General features: G+C 64.3%; 10 protein-coding genes. 8 read left to right on the top strand and 2 right to left on the bottom strand.

The window, feature by feature from the left end; translation table 11 throughout:
• Positions 1-103 precede the first annotated feature (103 nt).
• The 7 genes from ABWP89_RS10090 (at position 104) to ABWP89_RS10060 (ending at position 20,859) form a co-directional block, all read left to right on the top strand.
• The gene (locus tag ABWP89_RS10090; protein WP_353229017.1) at positions 104-1,735 is read left to right on the top strand and encodes a ShlB/FhaC/HecB family hemolysin secretion/activation protein; all 1,632 of its coding nucleotides are present in this window, start codon (positions 104-106) and stop codon (positions 1,733-1,735) included.
• 30 nt (positions 1,736-1,765) lie between these two features.
• On the top strand, positions 1,766-3,577 hold the full coding sequence (locus ABWP89_RS10085; RefSeq protein ID WP_353229015.1) for a DUF2341 domain-containing protein: 1,812 nt from the start codon (positions 1,766-1,768) through the stop codon (positions 3,575-3,577).
• A 63-nt stretch (positions 3,578-3,640) separates the two neighbouring features.
• Positions 3,641-4,048 (top strand): ExbD/TolR family protein, encoded by a 408-nt coding sequence (locus ABWP89_RS10080; RefSeq protein WP_353229014.1) that lies wholly within the window; start codon positions 3,641-3,643, stop codon positions 4,046-4,048.
• A gap of 14 nt (positions 4,049-4,062) precedes the next feature.
• Positions 4,063-4,794, top strand: coding sequence for a TonB C-terminal domain-containing protein (locus ABWP89_RS10075; RefSeq protein ID WP_353229012.1), 732 nt, complete (start codon positions 4,063-4,065; stop codon positions 4,792-4,794).
• Between the two features lie 50 nt (positions 4,795-4,844).
• Positions 4,845-6,743, top strand: coding sequence for a putative porin (locus ABWP89_RS10070; protein WP_353229011.1), 1,899 nt, complete (start codon positions 4,845-4,847; stop codon positions 6,741-6,743).
• Positions 6,743-7,351: a hypothetical protein gene (locus ABWP89_RS10065; RefSeq protein ID WP_353229009.1), complete on the top strand. Its 609-nt coding sequence runs from the start codon at positions 6,743-6,745 to the stop codon at positions 7,349-7,351. Before ABWP89_RS10070 ends, ABWP89_RS10065 begins: the two co-directional genes overlap by 1 nt.
• Positions 7,352-7,353: 2 nt before the next feature.
• Positions 7,354-20,859: a filamentous hemagglutinin family protein gene (locus ABWP89_RS10060; RefSeq protein ID WP_353229008.1), complete on the top strand. Its 13,506-nt coding sequence runs from the start codon at positions 7,354-7,356 to the stop codon at positions 20,857-20,859.
• A 7-nt stretch (positions 20,860-20,866) separates the two neighbouring features.
• Here ABWP89_RS10060 and ABWP89_RS10055 read toward each other — a convergent pair whose 3' ends face one another.
• On the bottom strand, positions 20,867-21,622 hold the full coding sequence (locus ABWP89_RS10055; RefSeq protein ID WP_353229006.1) for a prepilin peptidase: 756 nt from the start codon (positions 21,620-21,622) through the stop codon (positions 20,867-20,869).
• A 50-nt stretch (positions 21,623-21,672) separates the two neighbouring features.
• Entirely contained in the window at positions 21,673-23,088 is a 1,416-nt protein-coding gene (locus tag ABWP89_RS10050; protein ID WP_353229005.1) for an HlyD family type I secretion periplasmic adaptor subunit, read from the bottom strand.
• 198 nt (positions 23,089-23,286) lie between these two features.
• On the opposite strand from ABWP89_RS10050, the gene ABWP89_RS10045 reads away from it, so the two are divergent.
• The coding region (locus ABWP89_RS10045) for a type I secretion system permease/ATPase (protein ID WP_353229004.1) at positions 23,287-24,461 on the top strand (1,175 nt) is incomplete at its 3' end.

The following is a 24,461-nucleotide window of genomic DNA, read 5'->3' as shown; positions in this document are numbered from 1 at the left end:
CACCTGCGCTTAGCGGGGACAATCGGTGTTTAAGAAGGGGATTCGCCCGCGCCCCATCTGGGCCTGCGGTGCTTTGGGCTTTGCGTTGCAGGCGGGCGGTGCTGTGGCGGCGCCGGTTGAGGCAGTGACTGCGCCCGCCGCGCCAGCCTCCACCCCATCTGCCTCCGCCGCATCTGCCCCTGCTGCGCCAGTGGCCAATCCCGCACCTGAAAGCTTTTTCATTCAGGCGTTTGACGTGTCGGGCGTAACCAGGCTGACCACGGACGAGGTCGAGCGGCTGGTGTACAACCACAGCGGCCCGCGCCGCACCAAGGAAGATGTGGAATCCGCGCGCAAGGCGCTGGCGGATGCCTATGCCGCCAAGGGCTATGGCGCGGTCATTGTCGAAGTGCCGGTGCAGGACCACGACCTGTTTGCCGCCGGGATCGTGCAGATTGCGGTGAGCGAAGCGCCGGTCGGGCAATTGCGTGTAACCGGTGCCCGGTTTCATTCGCTGTATGTCGCGCGCCAGCAGGTGCCATCGCTGGTCGAGGGCCAGCCGATCAACCTGAAAGCGCTGCAGGCCGAAGTATCGGCCGCCAACCGGTTCCCCGACCGGTCGCTGAACCCGCAGTTCAAACCCGGCAAAGTGGCGGGTGAGCTTGATGTCGATCTGGCGATGACCGACCAGCACCCCGCGCATGCCAGTATCGAGCTCGACAACGATGCCAGCCCGTCGACCACCCCGCTGCGGATGTCTGCCAGCGCGCGCTATACCAACCTGTTCCAGGCTGGGCAGTCGGTGTCGCTGACCTATGTGGTGTCACCCGAACGGCGCAAGGATGTGGAGGTGATCGCCGGGTCCTATACCATCCCGTTCCTCAATTCGCCGTGGACGCTGTCGCTGTCGGGGTACCATTCCAACAGCAATGTTTCGTCGCTGGGCGGGTCGGCGGTGCTGGGCAAGGGATACCAGATCGGCGCGCGGCTGCTGTACCGGCTGCCATCGTCGGGGTTGTCGCAAACCATCAGTTTCGGCGTGGATTTCAAGAATTTCAAACAAAAGATCGCGGTCGGCGGCGTGCAGGCCAGTTCCGCGCCGATCCGCTATATTCCGTTCGAGGTGCAATATGCGCTGTCGGGCGCGACCGAACACACCAGTTATGATCTGGCGCTGGGCACCACGGTGGGCCTGCGCGCGTTTCACCAGGTGGTGTGCGTCGATGTGAACGGCACATGCGTGCTGGCCGATGCGTTTCAGAACGCCGCCGGGTTCGCCAATGAAAACTTTGTGCGCACCAATCTGACCGCCGGTTTTTCCTATGCGTTCAAAAACGACATGATCGCCGCGTTCAAGCTGGCGGGGCAGTTTGCGGATTCGCACCTGGTCAGCAACGAACAGTTCGCCGGCGGCGGCACGCAGACCGTGCGCGGGTATTTTTCATCAGAGGCGGTGGGCGACACCGGTATCGAACCCAGCCTGGAATTGCGGTCACCATCGCTGGCCGGGCTGTTTGGCAGCTGGCTGACCGAGGCGCGGGCGTTTGCCTTTGCCGACGCGGCGTTCCTGCACACCGACAGTGCGCTGGCCGGGCAGACCCGCGGCTATGACCTGGTCGGCGTGGGCGGGGGATTGCGGTTGCGGCTGTTCAGCCGGTTCAGCGGCGAGGTCGTGGCGGGTGTACCGATGACCGATGGATCGACCACCAAAAAATACCATCCCCGGATCAATTTTCAGGTCAAAGGGGATTTTTGAGCGATGTTTCGGCTTTTGAGGGAATTGTCTGTGACCCGTATCCTATTGGCATTATTGCTGATTCTGGGCTTTGCCGCGCCGGCCGCGGCGGCGGGCGACCAGGGCTGGTGGAACAAGGACTGGTCGTACCGCAAACAGGTGACGATCGACAGTTCGCCATCGGGGATCAATGCCACCGGGGTGATCGGGCGGACGGTGGTGCTGGTGCGGCTGCACAGCGGCAATTTCACCTTTACCGATGCGATGCCCAATGGCGCGGACATCCGCTTTGTCGATACCGACAACAAGACGCCGTTGCCGTTTCACATCGAACATTATGATTCCACGGTGGGCATTGCCACCGCCTGGGTCGCGGTGCCCAACCTGAACGGCGGCGAAAAGCATTCGATCTGGCTGTATTTCGGCGCCAAGACCGCGCCCGTCGCCCAGGATGAAAAGGGCACTTACGACCCCGATTATATGGCGGTCTATCACTTTGGCGAAGGCCCCGGCACCGCATCGAACGATTCGACCGCCAACGCCAATATCGCCAAAAGCGCGCCCCCCGGGGTCGATGATGCCGGCATTATTGGCCGTGCGGCACGGTTTCCCGGGCAGGGTGAGGTGCAGATTGCCGAATCCGCATCGCTGGCGATGCCGGCCGCCGCGCCGTTTTCGTTTACGGCATGGGTCAAACCTGCGCAGCTGGCCGGGACACAGGCGATTTTTGCGCGTGGTGGTCTGACCATCGGGCTGAACGCGGGCGTGCTGTTCGTTTCGGGGCCGGGGGTTTCGCTGCAGGGCAAGGCGCCGGTGAAGCAGGGCGACTGGAACGCGATTGCGTTCACCACCGATGGCAAGGAGGGCCATCTGTACGTCAACGGGCTGGAACAGGCGACCGGGCCGGCGGCGCTGGGGGCAATCGCCGGCCCGGCCACGCTGGGCGGTGCCGCCGGCCAGCCGTTTACCGGTGAGCTCGACGAAGTGCGCCTGTCGAAAACCGCGCGCCCGGCCGCGATGATCCAGGCGATGGCCGATGCGGAAGGCAAGGGCGGCAAGCTGGTCACCGTCACCGAAACCGCCGAAAAGCAAAGCTCTGGCGGCGGCGTGTTCTTTTTCGTGCTGTCAAAGCTGGAAGGCGTCGACGAAATCGTCGTGGGCGTGTGCCTGATCCTGACCGCGATTTCGGCGTTCGTGATGTACAACCGGTTCGCCTATTTTGCCAAATGCACCAAGGGCAACGCCGCGTTCATGCGCCAGTTTCGCCGGATGGACGGCGAACTGGTGCCCTCGGCCGAAATCCCCGGTTTGGACAAAAAAGAAGCCAGGCTGATCAAAACGTCGCCGCTGGCGCACATCTACGACGTGGGGATCGAGGAATTCAACCGGCGCAAGGCCAGGCTGGGCAACCGCCCGCTGTCATCCCAGGCGATCGAATCCATGCGCGCCGCCGCATCCGAAGTGGTGGTGCACGAAAACCACAAGCTGGACCAGTGGATGGTGATCCTGACCATCGCCATTTCGGGCGGGCCGTTCATCGGCCTGCTGGGCACGGTGATGGGCGTGATGAACACCTTTGGCGGGGTGGCGATGGCTGGCGACGTGAACGTCAACGCGATTGCGCCGGGGATCGCCGCGGCGCTGCTGGCGACAATTTCGGGGCTGTTTTGCGCCATTCCGTCGCTGTTCGGGTACAACTACCTCAACAGCCAGGTGATCCCGCTGGCCAGCGACATGGGCATTTTCATCGACCAGTTGCTGGCCCGCATTGCCGAAACCCAGGCCGAAGAGGCCGCCGATAACGCCATGGGCGGATTTGGCGACGACGACATGGCGATGATGGAAATGGACGACAGCTTTTAACCTCCACCCCGTTTCAATCCCCCCGGCGCGTTGATCTGAAGCCAGCATAAAAGGAGACGACCCATGGATGTCGGTGGTGGCCGCAAGGCCTATGACGATATCAACATCACCCCGATGCTGGACCTGGCCTATGTGCTGCTGGTGATTTTCATCCTGATGGCCACTGCCGGCGTGCAGGGGGTAAAGGTCGATCTGCCCAAGGCCAGTTCGGCCAAGAGCCTGGTGCAGCCCAAGATCGTGTCGATCACGGTCGACAACCAGGGGCAGATCTACATGGATGCGTTCCCGGTCACGCTGTCCGATCTGGAAACCCGGCTGCGCAATGCCAAGGCCAACAATCCCGATGTGCCGATCGTGCTGAAGGGCGATCAGGCATCGCAATATGGCAAGATCATGTCGGTGCTCGACCTGTGTCGCCAGCTGGATCTGAACAAGGTCGGGCTGGTCACCGGCAAGCCGACCGGCGGGTGATGCGTTAATCCATCATGCCCCCGCAACCTGCCCCCGATGATGATGACGACTCCGAATCCGGGGGAATCATGCGCCGCCTGCCGCTTATCATCGGCGCGCTGGTGCTGTTGGGGGTGGCGTGGCTGATCTACAGCCAGATGTCGGCCACGACGGGCGTCAAGGTCGAAGCGCCACCACCCGCGGTGGTCAACATGCTGCCCCCACCGCCCCCGCCCCCGCCGCCCCCGCCCAAGCCGGAGCCAAAGCCGCCCGAACCGCAGGACAAGCCCAACCCGGTGCCCAACCCGGACCCGAAACCGGCCGCCGCCCCCAATTCGCCGGCGCCGGTATCGATCAATGGCCCGGCGCAGGCGGGTTCGGATTCGTTTGGCCTGCAATCGGGCAGTGGTGGCGGGATCGGCGGTAGCGGAACGTGCGCGGGCACCAATTGCGGCAGTGGCAACGGCACTGGCGGCGGTGGCACGGCGATGAGCGAGGTGTTTTATCGCCGCTATCTGAGCGCGGTGCTGCAGGAAAAGATCCAGCGCGATGACCGCATCAACCGGCTGGTGTTTTCGGCCGATTTCGCAATCACCATTTCGCCGGCTGGGCGCGTGACCGCGGTGTCGCTGCTGAAATCATCGGGCCGCACCGATCGCGACCAGATTTTGCGCACCGATCTGTTGAGCGCGGTCGATCTTGATCCGCCACCGGCCGGTGTGAAGTTTCCACAACGGGTAACCGTGCGCGGCAAGCGATCGTTGTAGCCGTATTGTAACCGGCAACAGCGAAACAGCATGAAGAGGTTTTTGAAGTAATGTCACCCAACTGGACGCGCAAAGCGGCATTGCTGCTCGGTCTGCCCGCTGGCATCGCGCTGGGGTCACCCCTGGCGCATGCGCAGGCGGTCGGTTCCGCGCAAGCCACGGCCGCGTCCGCAACCCCCGCGCCATCGACCAATGCCATGGTCAATCTGGTGCGCCTGCTGGTGGCGCAAGGGACGATCGCCAAAGACAAGGGCGATGCGCTGATCGCCCAGGCGCTGCAGGAGGCGGAACAGGCCAAGCTGGCGGAGGCGGAGGCGCATCGGGCACTCGCGCTGGTGCAGACTGCGCCGTCGGGCGGTGCGCCCGCGCCGGCATTGGCACAGGCTGGTAGCGGCGGCGCTGCTGCGGCGACCCCCGCCGCCGCCGCCAGTGCGCCGGTCGAAATGGCCGCCAATCTGCCACCGCCGATCAATGGCGCGATCCGCGTGCCCTATATTCCGCAAGTGGTGCGCGACCAGATCCGTGACGATATCAAGGCCGACGTGATGCGCGAAGCGCGCGCGCAGGGCTGGGCATCGCCGGGGCTGGCGGCGCCCGAATGGGTCCGCGGCATGCGCATTTACGGCGATCTGCGCATCCGGTCGCAATCGCAATTGTACAGCAAGTTCAATTCCACCGTCATTCCCAATTTTCAGTCGATTGTCAGCGGCGGGCCGCTCAATCTGTTGAGCGGCGCCATCCCGTTCCTCAACACCACCGCCAACAAATACAGCCTGATGAGCGTGCGCGCGCGGCTGGGGTTTGATTTCAATGTCAATTCGCGCACCACGGTCGGGCTGGAACTGGCCAGCGGCAACAACAACGCGCCGGTTTCGACCAGCGCGACGCTGGGCAACGGGTTTTTCAAACGCAATCTTTATCTCAACAAGGCGTTCGTGACCGAACGCTTTACCCCCAATTTCAGCGTCACGGTCGGCCGGATGGACAATCCGTTCCTGTCGAACGAGGCCTTGTTCAGCAACGAACTGAAATTCGACGGGATTGCCGGCACCCTGGCGATGCCCAACCGGGTGTTCGGGAATGCCGATTTCTTTGTGCGCGGCGGTGCGTTCCCGCTGGATTTCGGCAACCAGAATTTCCCCGACACATCGACCATAAAGGCGACTTCGGGGCAGAAATGGCTGTTCGCCGGGCAGCTGGAAACCGATTGGCGACTGGGCAACGACCGCACGCTGAAACTCAGCGCCGGCTATTACATGTTCAAGAATATCACCGGGGTGCCGTCAAAGGCCTGCGCGCTGGGCTTTGGCGATACGCAATGTTCGACCGATGCCAGTGCCGCGTTCTTTGTGCAAAAGGGCAACACGCTGTTCCAGATCCGCGATATCGTCAACAGCGCGGGGCAGGCGGTCGATGGCGCACAATTGCTGGGGCTGGCCGAACGGTTCCGCGTGCTTGATGCCATCGCGGTGCTGAAAATCCCGGTCCACGACAAGACCGAAGTGACGCTGATGGGCGAATATCTGCGCAACCTGGCGTTCCGGCGCAACGTTTGCCAGTACGGGCAGGCCTATGAACCGGTCAACAACGGTGGCGCCGGCGGCAGTGGCAATATCTGCGACACGGTGGTGGCCAACCGCACGCCGTTTGTCGGCGGTGGCCAGGGGTTCCAATTGCTGGCGTCGATCGGCAATCCGGCGCCGAAACAGTGGGGCGAATGGCGCGCGTTCCTGGGCTACAAATACCTGGAAAGCGATGTCGTGCTCGATGCGTTCAACGACGATTCGTTCCATCTGGGCGGCACCAATGCCAAGGGTTTCACGATTGGCGGCACGCTGGCACTGTCACCCGGGGTGACCCTGACGCCGCGCTGGCAAAGCGCCAACCAGGTGTCGGGCGATCCGCTGGCGATCGACGTGTTCCAGCTTGATCTGAACGTGGCGTTCTGATGCGCCGGTTTCTGGCCTTTTGCGCGCTGGTACAGGCTGCCCCGGCACTGGCAGCGGCAGTGCCGGCACCCCCGGCGCAGGCCGCGCCCGCCAGCACGGCAGAGGCCGACGCCGCCAAAATTGAATCGCTGCAACAACGCCTGCTGGCCAGCCAGCAGACCATCGCCACGCTGGAACGCGAACTGGCCTCTGCCAAAAACCGCGCGGTGGTGATGGACGAATGCCGGGTCAAGAACGGCCGGCTGGTGTTCATCGGCCGCGAACTGATCGAAGGGTACGAAAAGCGGTATCAGCAGGCGCACAAGGACCCGCTGCAACTGGGCCGCCGCCGCTTTGAATTTGAACTGCAGGCCTTGTCCGACGCGATCTATACCAACCGGATCGATGTGCCGGTGCCACCACCGGTGCCCGGCGACAAGCGCGCGGGTGACGCACCCGATCCTGCGCCAAAGCCGAAAAAGCGCGACAAGGCGAAATCCGCGCCCGCCGCCGCACCCGCCGCCGCACCCGATGCAACGCCTGACGCCGCGTCCGGCCCCGCCACGAAACCGCCGGCAACAGCGGCAACGCCCGGCGCCACTGCGCCCACACCAGAACAGGCACATTGATCATGGCGCGGACCCGATCCAGGCGCAGCACCAGTACCAGCGGTGCGGCGGCGTTCCGCTTCAGCGGTGCGGGTCTGCCAGCCGGGCAAAAGCTGCGCCCGCTGGCCGGGGTCAGCCTGGCGGCGCTGTTGCTGGGCCTGTCAGCCACGCCGGCAGCGGCGCAACTGGCACAACTGCGTGCGAACGCCGGCACGCTTAACCCCGCCACGGCCGCCACCCCGACCACGACTGTGCCGGCCCGCCCGGCGACAATGGTAGAGGCGCTTGCCCGCCAGCAGGCGATGCAGACCCAGGCGCAGCAATTGCGCGGCTATGTGCAGTCGGCGCGCAACGCGGCCTATGCCTCGGTCAAGGGCGCCGAAAACGTCACCGACGGCATTTCGACCCATGGCCTCAACCCGATTGCACCGGTGCGCGCGCTGACGGTGTTTGCCGCGGCCGGTGCCGCCGCCAGCAGCGTGACCGCCAATGCGCCGCCGTTGCAGGTGGCGGCGGCCAGGGACGCGACCGGGCTCAACACGTGGGAGGGCGCGAATGCCCCGGTGCAGACCACGACCGGCACGGGCGCCAGCACCGCCACCACGGTCACCATCACCCAGACGCAGCAGAACGCGCTGCTCAGCTGGCTGAATTTCGATGTCGGCGCCCAGACCACGCTGCAATTCGTGCAGAAACAGGGCGGAGTGGCCAAACCCGGCTGGACAGTGGTCAACCGCGTGGTCAATTCGGTCGATCCCAGCAAGATCCTGGGCACGATCAAGGCCGACGGCACGGTGCTGATCCTCAACCGCAACGGGGTGATTTTCGGCCCCCATGCGCAAGTCAACCTGAACGGCCTGATCGTCAGTTCGCTGGAACTGGGCAATTTTGCGTCGCAGGTGGTGTCAGCGGGCCAGACACAATTGTTCGTCGCGTCGACAGTGGCGCAACGCAACACCGCGTTTCTGCAAAACGGGCTGCTGGTCAATGGCGTCAGCGGCTATCAGGGCCAGATCCTGTCGGCATTGCTGCCGGCGGGCAATTACAATGTGAATGCCGATCTGCCGACATCAGATCTTGGTGCGGTGGTGGTGGACAGCGGCGCCAGCATCACGTCGGGCGCGGGCGGCTATATCATCCTGGCCGGGCCATCGGTGATCAACGCCGGTTCGCTCTATGCGGCCGATGGCCAGGTCAGCCTGCAGGGTGGGATGAATATCGGCGCGGTGGCGTCTTCAGGCGGGTCGGGCAGTGCCGATATCAATGTGCGCGGGCTGGTGTTGACCAGCCAGGTACCCAACCTGCCCACCGTCCCGCAGGCGCCGACGCCCGACCAGGGCGCAGTTGTCAATTATGGCTATATCGAATCGCGGCGCGGCTATATTTCGCTGGGCACGGCGGTCTATGGCACGGTCGAAAACAGTGGCCTGCTGCAGGCGACGACCAGTGTGTCGCGCAACGGCTTCATCCAACTGACCGCCGGTGCGGTAAATCTGGGCGGCGGCACCAGCGGCGCCACCGCCAGCGGGATTGTCATTCTGCCGGATGATGATGGCGAAACCGTGCCGCAGGGCACCGCGGATTCGCCGCCAGCGTTCAAATCGTCGCGCATCGCGATCGGCGATGTTGCCGCATCCTATCTTTCGGCCACGAGCGGGCTGACGCTGTCGCTGTTCCCGTCGATGGTCACCATGGGCAGCAATGCGTTCATCTATGCGCCCAACGCCAATGTCGTGATCGGTGCGGATGCATCGAAAGGCAATTTCACGCTGCAACCGGAAGTGGCCAGCGGCGTCACCATCGCCTCGGGCGCGGTCATCGATGTTGCCGGGGTGATGGATGTGGCGGTCGCCGGATCGACCAACAGCGTCAAGATCAGCCCGGCCAAAAAGAACGAACTGCGCGACACCCCGAACTATCGATCGGTGACCACTGACGGCAGCTTCACGCTCAACGGGGCGACGCTCTATGTCGATGCCACCGCATCGGGGGTGCGTTCGGACGGTGTGGCATGGCAGGGTTCGCCGCTGCTGGAAGCGGGCAGCGCGATCAGCCAGGTTCCAGTCACGGCCGCCGGGCTGATGACCAAAGGCGGGACGATCAGCATCGACGTTGGCGCGCAGAACGTCAGCGGCAATCTGAATTTCGGCCTGGTACCATCGATCAGCATCGCCAGGGACGCACGCTTTGATATTTCGGGCGGCTGGATCACTTATGGTGACGGCTTTGTGCTCAGCAGCGAATTGATCACCGCGGGCGGAACCGCGGTCAACATCGCCAATGCCGATCCCAATGGCAGCTATGTGGGCGTCGTCAACGGGTTTACCGCCACCCAGCCCGGGTCTGGTACGTCGCAGACGTATTACAACGCCGCGATCCGGGGCGAAAAATATGTCGCCGCCTATGATGAGGGCCGCGATGCCGGCGCGCTGCAAATTGTAGGGACCGCGATCGCGTTTGACGGCACGGTCTATGGCAATGCCTTTGCCGGCGCGCACCAGCTTGCCGCGGGACTGGCGCCGACGGCCAGCGCCAGCCTCAAGGGCGACCCGCGCAAATTGCAGTACAGCAAATATCAGCTGCCATCGGGAGGCCTGTTTCGCATCGGTTCGTTCAGCGGCAGTTCGAGCATCGGGGCGGGCCAGGATATCGTCGTATATGACGGGACCCGCATCGTGGATTCCGCCGGCCGGCTGATTGCGGCCAACCCGGGCGAAATCCTGCTCGATGCGCAAATGCTGTCGCGCGCCGGTCTTTCGGGCCTGATGTTGCAGACCAGCGGCGCGGTCATCCTGGCCGCAGCGGCAGACGCACCGCTTCTGCTCAGCACCGTGGCCGGCCCGGATCATCCCGCTGCGCTTGCGCTGTCCGCCACTGCCGACCTGGCGTTGGCCGCGGGCGGAACGCTTGAAATCGACGCCGGGCGGACGATCCGGCTGGATGGCAAGGTGCGGATCGCCGATGGTACGATCCTGGCGCAGACCTACCAGTTGTCGCTGGCGGGGGAGCCGGGCATCGGCAGCGTCGGCAACGCGTTTCGCAGTGATGATGATATCGCCAGCAGCTATGGCGATGCAGCCGCCCTGCCGACCCCGTTCAACATCGTGGTCAACGGCACGCTCGATGTGTCGGGCGCGTGGACCAACGATTATGCCAGAGCCGCGATTCCCCGCGGCGCAGGATGGATCAATGGCGGCTCGATCAGCCTTACCGTTGCGCCCAGGGCGTTCGTTTCGCTGGGCGGTGGCGTGGCGGGCGATCTGTCGGGAAGCATTCTGGTTAATCCCGGCAGCCTGCTGGATGTGTCGGCGGGCGGCTATGTATCGACCAAAGGCGCGCTGACCCTGTCGGCCAGGGGTGGCAATGTCAGCCTGCTGGATCAAACGATCTATGCCGGGATATCTCCGCTGCAGCCCGCCACGATCGACAACGCCGGCGCGACGTTCCTTGGGCAGACGGTGGCATTCACGCCCACGCCGGTCACCCCAACCAGTTATGGCATCGATGTGTCGCTGGTGCCGGTCACGCAGAACAGCGTCGTCAAATTCGCACCTGGTACGATCAGGGGTTTCGGGTTTTCCGGCGGGGGCATCTTCAAACTGATCGCCCCCGACATCGCTTTCACCGCAGATGCCGCAAACGGCAATGCCGACGCCAATGCGACGGTGGTTCCGTTTGATTTCCTGACCCAGACCGGTTTCGGCACGCTGAGCCTTACGGCGTATCATTCGCGGACTTATGCCAACCTGTTCGACAACGGCAGCCACGGTCTTTCGGCGTTTCTGGATACCACCAAAGTAGAGGTAGGTGCCGGTCAGACGCTCAACCTGACGCAAGCGCTGCTGCCCGACAGCATCGATGCCGTCACCGGCGCAGCCTTGCTGGCGCTGCCCAGCGACCGCAATGTGGCATCGTTGCTGACCGCCACCGTCCCATTGCTACCGTGGTATCAAAAACCGGTTACGCTCAGCCTGAATGGCCTGATGGAACTGGATGTCGATGCCGGCGGCACGATCACCGGTGCCGCACAGGCAACGATCATCACGCCAAAGCTTTTCAATGCGGGGCTGATCGACTTGCCCGGCGGCACGATCGCCCAGGCCGCAAACCTGCCCCAGGCGCTGGCCGGCCAGGCCATCGGATTGACCGACCCGACGCTGGGCGGAACCGGCTTTGCGGCCGTGTTCGGCGCGACCAACGCCGAAAACCAATACGAGCTCAATGCCACGAACGTCGCCGGGCTCAAGGACGGGCTTGGCAACCTGCTGACCAACAACGGGATTTTCACAAAAATCGGCGTCGAGCGATTTTTGTATTTTCTGGGACGGGTTTCTGAAAAAGATGGCATTGTCCTGTTGTCTGGCAGCGTAACCAACCTTTCAGGGAATGTAGTTTACAATCCTGTCGCGCCGGTTGGCCCCGATGGGGCAAGGTATACTGTCGGAACGATAATCAATGGCGGCAGTATATCCTCCGCCGCCGGAATCAATGTAACCAACAGTGTTTTGTTCGCTGCGCCAAAATATGGCTTCAATGCCTATTCGGACCCGACCAGCACGTCGCCCAACCCGCCACCGCAACCAACCCAGACGGCACCGCGCCATTTCCTTGCGTTGCCGGGATCGACCATCGATATCCGCGGCACCAGCGCCTTGCTGGATGTGAAAGATGCCAGCGGTCAATATGTTGGCACGCTGGAATGGAGCGATGCGGGCACGGTTGCGCTGCTCGCCGGCGGATCATTGGCGGGCGCGACGATCAAGGCGGACGGCGGGACTGCCAAGGCCACTGGCGGCACGCTCGAATGGTTTGATCCGGTCATCCGCGGCAGCGATGCGACCCAGATTGCCCAATCCGGTTTCAGCACGTTGATCGCCGACGGCGGCATGACGCTCGACGGCACATTTACCCTCGCGCTGAACAAGGCGGTGCTGCTGCGATCGCCCGCATCCATCGATGGGGCCACAGTGGGGGCCAATGCCGCGGTCACCGTTTCCGCAACCACGGGCACCAACGCCACCGTCACCGCGCCTTATATCAATTTTTCCAGCACGTCGGGCGGCGCCGATACCTCCCTGGGTTCGGCAACGGGTGATGCGCGCGTCACCTTTTCTGCCGGCGCATCCGGCATGGATTTCATTGGCGGGATCACCTTCGACGGATCGATCCGGCAGGTCCGGCTGGACAGCGCGGCAGATATTCGCCTGATCGGCGTGGACGATCGCGCCGGTGCCACCAATACCCCGGTTCTGAACGGTGCGCTGGTCACGGCCGGCGATCTGATCTTTGATGCCGGGCGAATCTATACCACCACCGGTACTGGCAATCTGCAACGGATATTGGCCGACGCGGCCGGCGCCAGCGATGCCAATCCCCCGTCGCCCTATTTGCTGACCGCGCTTGGCCAATCGACCATCACGTTTCTGGGCGATCATATCAACACCGCCACGCCCTATTCGGCGGGATCGTATCTGCAGATTCTGGCGTCGTCGATTACCCAGAACGGGTACCTGGCTGCGCCGCTTGGCCGCATCGATTTCGGCACCTCCGCCAGTCCGGTGGGCAGTGTCACGTTTGGCGACAACAGCGTCACTTCGGTTTCGGGTGCGGGGATGAACATCCCTTATGGCACCACCACCAACCTTTCGACCTACTTTTTCACGCCCGGGACGGGTTCGGCATTGACCCAATTGCCCAGCGGCAATCTGACCATCACCGGGTCCGACATCACGATTGCCAAGGGCAGCACCGTTGATGGCGCTGGCGGCGGCGCGGTCTATGCGTTCGAATTCGTGTCGGGCACCGGCGGATCGCGCGATGTGCTCAGCCGGTTCAACACGGACCAGTTTAGCAGCAATGGTTACAACGTGGCCACCGGCGTTGGCTATCAATACGCCGACCAGCGGCAGGTCTATGCCATCGTGCCGCTGGCGCAGGCGCAGAAAATCGCGCTGTATGATCCGCTCTATTCGGCCGATTACAGCCGGGTGCCGACCTTTGACGACAACGGCACGCAAGGCCCGACCAATCTCTATGGTGTCAATGCCGCCATGGCCGTCACGCTGGATGGCGGCGGGGGGATCGCGGCGGGGCAATATGTGCTGATGCCGGCGCATTACGCGCTGTTGCCCGGTGCCTATCGCCTGGTCCAGCATGTCGGCCAGGCCGCGCCGGGGATCGGCGCCACGCAGATTTTGCGCGATGGCAGCGTCATCATGGGCGGAACGTATTCCACCGCCGGCACCAGCCTGACCGGATCGCAGCGCTTTTCGTTCAACATCGAAAGCCAGGCGTCGTTCCTGAAATATTCCGACCTGCACACCACCGACGGTACCACCACGGTCAAGGCCGCCGCCGCTTCGCAGGGGCTGTCCGCCCCGTCCAACCCGCTCAACGCCGCGCAAGTGGTGCTCGATCCGCTGTCGCGGTTGACGGTGAACGGCACGCTTGATCTGGCAGCGGCGACCGGTGGGCGGGGTTCGCAAGTCGATATCCTGGGCAGCACCATCATCGTCAGTGCGTCATCGACATCAAAGGTCGCCGGCGCGCTGGTGCTGAGCAACAAGACGCTGGCCAATCTCAACGCCAACAGCCTGCTGATCGGCGGCGAACGCATTGACAATGCCGATGGCACCACCACGCTTAACGTATCGGCCAGCCGCATCACCGTCGAATATGGCGCCGAAATCACGGCGCCCGAATTGCTGTTCGCCGTCGGCGGCAAAGATTCGCGGTTGGCCATCAATGATGGTGCCAACCTGACCGCCACCGGCACGCTTGATGACACCCGCACCGGCGATTACGTTATCACCGGCACGTTCACCTACAAGGGCGCATCCGAACCGCCGCCGGGCCCGTTTGATGTGACCGGGGTCGGGTCTTTGCTGCGCGTGTCGAACGGCGCGCAACGGCTGGTCGATCGCGTGGGCACCGCCTCTGCCAACCAGAAACGATCGTCCACGCTGAAGATCGGGCTGGCCGGCATTTTCGGCAATGCGCTGCTGCTGAATACCAACAACAAGTTCAGCGTGGCTGCGCGCGCCAATCTTTCGGCCCCCAACATCGCGCTCAGCGCCAGCGATCTCAGTTTCGGGGCAAAGGGCACGGTCAGCGCGGCGATCGAACGGAAACTGGCGGCGACCCGCAATCTGACTCTCGCGTCGAACAACGTCATCACGTTCGATCCGGGCACCACCCATACGTTCAACAACCTGGCGTTAAACGCCCCCGGCATCACGCTGTCGTCGCAAACCGGCCGGGCCGAAACGCTGACGTTGAACACCGGCGCGCTGACGATCCTCAACACCAGCGGGGCGTCGCTGGGCTGCGGGGCGACGGGCGCCCCTGTCTGTGCCACCAGCGGCAATACCCTGACCATCAACGCCAGCAGCGTGACGCTGGGTTCGGGCACGTTCCGCACTTATGGCTTTGACGGCACGGTTGCGCTGACCGCGACCAATGGCGCCTATTTCGAAGGCGCCGGTCAACTGGCGCTGGGCAATGCCACGTTGACCCTGACCACGCCGTTTCTGATCGACCGGGCGGCGGTGATTGACCCCAATCTGCTGTCCGCCACTGCCAGCGACAGCGTGACACCCGGTGGCAATTACACCATCCCGGTCACGCCCGACTATGTGTTTGCCACGGCTGGCGCGGTGCGGCTGACCGCGCCGGCGCGCGCAGCAGGGGTTGCCGCGCCGGTGCCGGCGGGGCTGCGCGCGCCCGGTGCGCGGGTCACGTTCGGATCGGCCGCTACGCCGGTGGCCAGCCTGGCCATTGATGGCGTGGCGGTAACCGCCAGCGCCGGGGTAATCGACGCCCGCGCTGCCGGATCGATCGCGATTTCCGGCGGGGCATCTTTGTCCACCCCGGGTTACACCCGCAACTATGGCAATGCGCAGGACCTGGTGACGGTTGCGGCGGGTGGCGGCACGGTCAATCTGGTATCGTCGCACGGGGATGTCACCGCCGCCAGCGGGACCACGATCACGGTCGACAGCGGCATCGGCAATGCCGGCACGCTCAACCTGATTGCAGCGGCCGGCGCGGTGCGGCTGGATGCCGTGCTGAATGCCGGGCTCACTGGCGCGCGCGCTGCATCGCTGACGCTGGATTCGCAGAACGCCGCATTTGATCTGTCGGGGTTCGCCAGCCACTATGGCCGCCTGTTCGGCGGCACGCTGGCGATCCGCACCGGCCTTGGCAATCTGGATCTGGCCGCTGGCGACACGTTGAAGGCAGCCGGGGTGACGCTGACCGCCGATGGCGGCACAATCACCATCGGCGGCACGATCGATACTTCGGGCGCGGCGATCACCGGCCTGACCCCCAGCCAGGCCGCCAGTGCCGCGGTCAATGGCGGCAATATCGCGCTGTGGGGCCAGAACGGGGTGTCGCTGGCATCGACCGCCCGGCTGGATACCCACACCGGCGGCTATGCCGATACCGATCTGCGCAGTGCAAAGGCGGGCAACGTCACCATCGGCATCGGTGCGGCATCAACCGGTGCGATCACCATCGCATCGGGTGCCACGCTCAATCTGGGTGCCACGCGCACCATCGCGGCGCTGGCGGCGGGGCAGACCGGCAACCGGCTGGTGCCGCGCACCGTTGCCGACCCCAACACCCTGGTCAACACCACGGTCTATGACTTCGTCGCGGCGGACAGCGGCGGCACATTGCTGTTGCGCGCACCGGTGGTCGCCGCGCCGGCGGGCAGCGGTGCCGCCTGGGGGCTGAACATCGGTATCGGTGGCTCTGCCACGATTACCGGCGCTGCCGCGCGCCAGATCGAAGGGGTCTATACCTACAAGCTTGATGCGATCGCGGCCGCTGGAATTTATACCGGCATCACGACGGTGGCGGGTGGCGTGCAGCTGGATGCCACGCCATCGGGCAGCAACGTTCTGTCGGATATGTTCGTCGGTGCTGACGGCACATTGTCGGTGCCGTGGTTCATCCGCAATTATTCCGCCGTTTCCACGGTCGGCGGCACCAGTCTGGCCGGGTTTGACCAGCGACCGGGTGTCAATCTGGTCACCGCCGGCAACCTGACCGTGGCCAAAAGCTGGAATCTGGCGGCGGGCACGCTCGATACCGCAGCGGCGCTGGCAGCGGGTGATCTGAAACTGATTCCCGAACTGGGTCTGCGCGCCGATGGCACGCCCTATTACGCGGTGACGTCGGGCGCCGAGGGCGACATGCTGTCGAAATATGTCGATTTTCTGTACCGCGTGGGGGGCAAGGCCAGCGGCCAGGCCGGCAATTTCAGTTTCGAGGCTGGCGGCAATCTGACCGTCGCCGGATCGATCAGCGACGGCTTTTTCACCTTTGCCGACAAATCGGATGCCACCTGGATCAATTACCAGCTGGGCGGGGGCACGCGCAATTACACCGCCGCCGTGCTGGCCAGTTGCGGCCTGACCAACAATTGCAGCAACATCGCCGATTATTCGCTGGCCGCCATAACCGCGGGCAAACCATCGCTGAATATCGATCTGACTGCGTATTACGGCATCCAGCAGGGCGCATCGACGGTGGTTGCGCCCTATGATGCAGAGGCCAATTCGGCCACCGCCGCCGGCAACAATATCGATCCGGCGTCAGGCACCGTCAGCGGCGATGCGCTGGGATTTGCTTCGCTGTTCCCGCTCCTGCCCGATGGCCACGCGATCGCATCCAGCAGTCTGCGGCTGGTGGCCGGCGCATCGGGCACGACCGACCCGCAAACCGGTGTACGAACGGTTTCCGCCAATCCGCTGAATGTCGATCCCGCGCGGTTCGCCAATCTCACGGTTGAGGGGACCACCCAATATGCGCTGAACGCGAATGCCGCGACGATCAGCATCGGCGACACGCTGGATCTGTTGCTGGCCGTAACCGGGCGCACCGCGTCCAACTATCCGGCGTTTGCGTTGTCGGATCTGATCGACACGACCAGCACCATCAGCAGCGCCAACAAGCTGACCGCCAATTCGCTGACCACGCTGAACTGGGGGCAATCGCGGATCAATCTGCCGGCGATCCTGGGGGCCGATGCCCAGTCCTTTTTCGGCAACGGCCACACCGGAACACTGATCGCCTATCCGCTCGGGTTTTCGGGGGTTCAGGCGCCGCTCAGCGAAATCATCGCGTTCCTGAAACAGTACAGCGGCGATTTTCTGTCGCAACTCGGCACGAAGGGCCCTGGCGCACCAACCGGGTCGATCGCCGCGCCGACGCTGATCAAATATACCAACCCGGTGGCCTATACCAACACGCTGGTGCGCAGCGGCAATGGCACTATCGACGTGGCGGCCAGCGGCAACATCGATCTGACCAACAAGGCGTTCAACCTGGCGACCAACGGGTCGGCGATCGTCTATCGCGATGTCAACGGCCTGTCGAAGGACACCAAGGGCAGGGCGTTTGTTGCGACGTCGAAAAATGTGGCGCAGGTTGGTGGCACGGCGATCTATACCGCTGGCGCGCGCATCTCTGCCGCCGCGATCGAGGCCAACGTGGTCGGCACCCAGGCACGCGTGCTGGTCACGCCTGCGGGTGCCCAGCAGGGTATCACCGCCCAAAGCACATCGTTCATCCCGTCGCCCAAAAACTATGACAATCAAGCCCTAGCGATGGCGGCCAATGGCGGCAATATCACCGTTTCTGCCGGCGGCAGCGTGCTGGCGCTGACCGATTCATGGTCATCGGCCAATCTGGGTTCCGGGTCGACCTACAACAAAACATCGGTATCGCCGTTTGATGCCAGGGCCATCGGTGATTACACCCAGTTGTGGCGCGCCGGATCGGTTGGCCAGGATACCGAAATCGCGATTGCGCCAAAATACTTTACCAGTGGGATCGGCGCGCTGGGCGGTGGCAATGTGACCGTCAATGCGGGCGGCGATACGTCGCAATTGACGCTGGCGCTCGACAGTTCGATCACCACATCGGGTAACGCGATCGGTCCGGTGCTGATGACATTCGGGCGCGGGGACATTCGCGAACATATTGGCGGGAATATCATCGGCGGGCAGATCGACCTTGCCGCCGGATATGGCAGCGTCAATGTTGCGGGGAGCGTGCAGGCGGCGGGCAACGAATATCTGCAGATCAGGATCGCGGATTCAACCTTTGCGTTGGTCGCCGACGGTTCGATCGCGTTGGCAGGGGTGTCGGCCCTGGCGGCATCGACCGGGGGCAATGCTGCCGAATCCTACAATGCAGCGGGATATTTTGCGCCGTTCGCCAGCTTCACCGCCACGGCAACCGGCTCGCTTACCTATACCGACAACCGCGCCAACCAGACCGTGCCGTTTCAGCTTGGCGCAGGGGGCGCCGGGGTGTTTGGCGGAAGCGTCCTGCCCCCCAGCGTCAGCCTGTCGGCCCTGACCAGCACCCTGACCACACCGGGCGAAGCGCTGGAACTGTACCCGTCGGCGATGGGTGAACTGGCATTGTTCAGCGCTGGCAATATTTCGTCCCTGGTGATCGCGATGAGCGACAGTGATCCTTCGCTGTTGCCCGGCGCGTTCAGCGCAGGGGTGTACTCGCTGTCGTCGATCACCGGGTCGGGCAGTGGCAACGTCACCACGCTGCAGGGGCTGGGGTTCGGCATTCCCGGGGTTACACCGACGACCAGCGCGGCGCTGCTGCGAATCTATCACAATCAGTCGATCACCCATGCCAACGACAGCAATCCGATCCGCATTTTCGCTGGCGCCGATATCAGCAACGCGCTGATCAACGTGCCCAAACAGGCGGAAATCATTGCCGGGCGCGACATTTCCAACCTCTATTTCACCGGCCAGAACGTCAATGTGACCGATACCACGCTGATTCAGGCCGGGCGCGACATCGTCGGCACCGATGCGACATCGGCGCTGTACAACCTGCCATACCTGGTATCCAGCAACTATGTGCTTGGCGGGCCCGGCAACCTGCTGGTTCAGGCCGGACGCAATCTGGGTCCGTTCATCAATTCGGCAGTGGTCAGCACGATCAGCTATGCGGGCGGAATCCAGACCGTCGGCAATCTTTATGATCCATGGCTGACCAGCACCGGCGCCAATCTGGGCGTTCTATTCGGGGTGGCCAAAGGCATCGAATATGCGGCGCTGGCGTCGACTTATCTCGATCCCGCGAACTTTGCCAACCAGGATGGCGCGTTGTTTGTGCAGACCACCGATGCGCTGGGCAACAAGCATCCCGACCGCACCCGGCAGATTTACGCGCCGATCCTGGCCACCTGGCTACGCACCAACGATCCGGTCGCGTTTGCAAGCATTTTCGGGCTCGGCACGTTCACCGATGGCACTGCCGCGATAACCGCGATTGGCGCATCATCTTATGCCGATACCGCAACCGGCAATGCCGCGCTGACGCCCGCATCGTATGCGCAAAGCCAGAACATGTATGCCGCGTTCGCCCGGCTGGATGCGCTGCAACAGGATCAGTTCCTGATCAACAGCGTCTATTTCAACGAACTGCGCCAGCCGGCCGACCCGGCCAGCCCGTCCTATCTGCAATATTTCCGGGGCTACCGCGCGATCGATACGCTGTTTCCGACCACGCTTGGCTACACCGACAATTTGGCGGTCTATACCGTCGATCCGTCGACCGTCAGCGCCGATCACCCGGCAGGCATTCCGACCCGCAATCTGGTCAACGGCGAACCGGCCAAGGCAGCGCAAGTGCAAACCGGCAATGCCAACCTGCAACTGGCCACGTTGCAGACCGCCAGCGGCGGCAACCTGACCGTGCTGGGGCCGGGCGGCACGTTCATCGCCGGATCGGTCGTGCGCACATCGACCCAGGCCGCCGGTCTGGTCACCCGGTTTGGCGTCGATCCGACGCAAAGTCTGGCCTATGGCGCGATTTCGGGGACTGCCGTCAATCCGATCAGTGCGATCCCGATCGGGTATGAGGGGCTGCTGACGCTGAACGGCGGGGCGATCAACGGGTTTACCGACGGCAATTTCCTGGTCAACCAAAGCCGCATTTTCACCCTGGCCGGCGGCGATATCGCGATGTGGTCATCGAACGGCGACCTTAACGCCGGGCAAGGGCCAAAGACCGCGTCGAACTTCCCGCCGGTGACGGTCGCCACCGATCTGGACGGGTACAGCACGGTCGACAGTGCGGGCAGCGTTTCGGGCGCGGGGATCGGCGCGTTTCAGCGCCTGCCGACCGACCCGACATCGTCGATCATCCTGGTCGCGCCGGCCGGGCTGGTCGACGCGGGCGACGCCGGCGTGCGCGCATCAGGCAGCATTCTGGTCGCCGCCGCACATGTTGCCAACGCAGATTCGTTCAAGGCAGGCGGATCGATTTCGGGCGTGCCGTCACGCGGGGCGGCACCGGCGGCGGCACCGCCATCGTCCAACGCGGCCAGCGCGGCGCAGGCCAATGCCACCAACGCCAACAACGACAACACGCAGAAACGGTCGGTCATCACCGTCGATGTCGAAGGTTTTGCCGGCAATGTCGCCAACTGCGACGATCCCGACAGCACCGATCCGCAGTGCCGCAAACAGCAGGCGAATTGAGCAGGTATCAGACCGGCGCGATGGCTATCCACATCAACGCGGCCACGGCCAGACCGGTGCCCAGCGGGATCGGGGTCTGGCCGCCTGCCGCGCGCCCGCGCAGCGCCTGCAGCGCGGCCCAGCCCAGCCCGAACAGTGCCGCCCCCAGCACCACCCCCGGCAGCGGCGCGGCGCCCAGCCACGCGCCGATTGCACCCAGCAGCTTGGGATCGCCGCCGCCCAGCCCTTCGCGGCCGCGCAACGCGCGATAGCCGCCGCGCAGCGCTTGCAGCAGCACATAGCCCAGCACAGCCCCCAGGATACGATCCAGCAGATCGGGCCCTGGCACCAGCGCCAGCGCACCCGGCCCCGTCGCCAGCCCCGCCAGCAACAGCGGCAATGTCACCGCATCGGGCAACCACAAATGCCGGGCATCCAGCAGCGCCAGCAGCAGCAGCGCAAACCCCAGTGCGGCCATGATCAGCATGCCCGGCCATGTCGGCGCCAGCGTGGTGGCTACCACGCCAATCGCGCCACCTGCCAGTTCGGCCAGCAGCAGATCGGCGGGCAGCGGTGCGGCGCACCAGCGGCAGCGGCCGCGTTGCATCACATAGCTGATGACCGGGATCAGATTGGCCGCGCCCAGCCGGCGCCCGCAGCCGCGGCAGTGCGATGGCGTCGCCACCACATCTTCACCACGCGGCCAGCGGTCCGCCACCAGCGCGACAAAGCTGCCGACCGCCGCACCGGCAAGGCCTGCGGGGATTGCCAGGGCAGGGGTCATCATCGGGCGTCGTTTCGGCACATGCGAACGACGCATTAGCGCATCAGATGCTATTCGCGCAGGGCTGAATCGCGGATGCGGATGAGTGGCCCCAGCATGTAGTCCAGGATGGTCTGTTTGCCCGACACGATGTTCGCCTCTGCGGTCATGCCGGGGATGACCGGGCGTTTCGGGCCGAAATCGCTGGTATCGGCGCGCAGCCGCACGCGGTAATAGGCTTCGCCCTTGGGGTCCTGGATGACATCGGGCGACACATCGATCACGGTCGCGTTCAACCCGCCGTAAATTGCGGAATCATAGGCCGAAATTTTTATCCGTGCGGGCAGTCCGGGCCAGACATTGCCACGGTCGCGCGGCGGGATATGCGCCTCGATCGTCACAACTTTGTCCACTGGCACGATTTCGGCCACCGGCTCGCCCGGGCGGATCACCCCGCCAATGGTCTGCACGTACAGCTTGTTGACCACGCCGGCCAGCGGCGCGCGGATTTCTTCGCGGGTGGATTTGTCGCGCGCGGCGTTCAGCGTTTCATCGGCCTTGGCCAGTTCGGTGCGCAGCACGGCGGCGCGTGCCCGGATATCCTCGCTATCCTTGGTGAACACCTCGCCGCGCCGGGCGTCGGCCTCGGAAATCTGCGCGGCGCTTTGCGGAATCTGGTTTTCGACATCGGCAATCCGCGTTTGCAACGATGCCAGCGCCTGGCGTTTGTCCAGCACTTCGCGTTCGGATATCGCGTCTTCGGCATAGGCGCGCTCCAGCTTGTGCAACTGCTGCTGGCCCAGGCTTTCCTCTGTGCGCAGATTGATCAGCCGGGCGCGCAGCGATGCCACTTCGGCACGGTGCTGGCGGACCTGTTCGCCGATGATCCCCGATGCCTGGCTGCGCTGTGCCTGCCGCGACCGGAACACCGCCTCTTCGCTGCGGGCGATATCGGGCGCGGCGCGGGCCAGATCGGCCGGCACCGAAAACGCGCCCGCGCCGGCGATTTCGGCATCGAGCCGGGCCAGCGTGATGTGTTTGGCGACCACGTCGGTCTGGCTGGTGGCATATTCGGTGCCGGTAGTGACATTGTCGACGCGCATCAGCACCTGGCCCTGTTTGACCCGTGCGCCCTCCTGCACCAGGATCTGTTGCACAATCCCGCCCTCCTGATGCTGCACCACCTGGTTTTGCACCCCGGGCAGGACGCGACCCTGCCCGCGCGTGACTTTGTCGAGCGTGAACACGCTGGCCCAGACCAGAAAGGCGACGATCGCGCACGCCAGCAGGCGCAGGGTGCGGCCATGGTGATCGGTGCGCTGGCGCACGCTCCACGGGGTCAGCCCGGCGACCGGTTGATGCGCGGCGGGCATGGCGCCGGTCAGCGCCGCCTGCGCTTCGCCCGGGGCCAGATCGTCAAACAGCGCGGCGCCGCCCAGCGCACGGATCAGGCGTTCACGAGGGTTCCTGAAATTGATTATTGTCATGAATGCGATACCCCCCGGCACAGGCACACCCCGCACAGCGCGGCAGGCCGGTGATCGGGCCCGCGTGCCGGGTTCAGGCGATAGGCCGCCGACGTGCAAAAGTGTTGTGCATGCGGCTATTGGTTAACGCGTAGTCCGGCTTAGCGTCAGATTATCGCGCACGATGCTTAAAGCGCCCGATCAATCGAGGCACGCGTGATGGCGATGACGCTGAAATTCCCCTGGGACCATGGTAAACATTCCCGCAACCGTCGGCCTCGCACCGTGGCCGGCCAGATCGCGCCGGGCGAACCCGCAGAATCGATCGAATCCACCGCCGCGCTCACCCCGTTCACCATGCTGGCCGGGGTGCAGGCGCTGTGCGCGGCGCTGGGGCGCGGCGCCGATTCGGCCGCAGTCATGCCGCTGTCCGCCGGCGGGCTGGCACCCGCGCTGGTGCCAGAGGCGCTGGCGCAGGTCGGCTTGCTGGCGCATTGGCTGCCGCTGCCGGTCGACCGGCTGGCGCCGACTGATCTGCCGGCGTTGCTGCGCTGCCAGGACGGCGGCGTGCTGGTGCTGCACACTATTTTGTCGGGCGGGTTTGGCGTGGTCGAGGATGCCCTTGGTCGCCATCCGATCCTGATCGCGCGGCTGGCGCCGCTGGTTGATGGCGAAGTGCTGGTGGCCGGCCCGGCCGACCCCGATCAACCCGCGCAGGCGCACGAAACCGATGACCTGGTCCGCCGCAATCCCCGTCTGTGGCTGGTGGGCGCGTTCATGGCCGAACGCCGCCGGCTGGGGCAACTGGCGCTGACCGGCGCGCTGATCAATCTGTGCGCGCTGACCGTGCCGCTGTACATGCGCGCGATCTATGACCGGGTGGTGCCCAATCTGGCGATTGAATCGCTGTGGGCGCTGTCCGCCGGGGTGTGCATCGCGCTGGTGTTCGAATTGCTGTTGCGCCACGTGAAGGCCGGGTTTGTCGAAAGCACCGGCATCCGCGTGGGCCAGGCGGTGCAGCACAAGGCGGTGTCGGCAATCCTGCGCGGGCGCATCCAGACCAGCGAAAACAGCGTTGGCGCGCTGATGACCGCGCTGCGCGATACCGAACAACTGGCGCTGCTGGTGCCGCTGGCGTTTGTCACTTTCGTGGTCGATATGCCGTCGATCCTGGCCTATTTCGCGCTGATCGCGCTGATCGGCGGGTGGACAGTGCTGGGCCCGATGGTGGGCGCCGGCGCGCTGGTCCTGACCGGCCTGGTGACCAATTTCGCATTGAAACTGGCCAGCCGCCACGCCAGCCGGCTGATGCAGACGCGCAACAATCTGATCGTCGAGGTTGTCAATCGGCGTCCAAACGGGACCCACTATCGGCGTGCAAAAGGGGACCACCT

It is taken from the genome of Novosphingobium sp. (assembly GCF_040398825.1).
In the GTDB taxonomy this organism is placed as follows: Bacteria; Pseudomonadota; Alphaproteobacteria; order Sphingomonadales; family Sphingomonadaceae; genus Novosphingobium.
The sequence above is the reverse complement of the archived record's forward strand: the minus strand, read 5'-3'. Positions and strand labels throughout refer to the sequence as shown.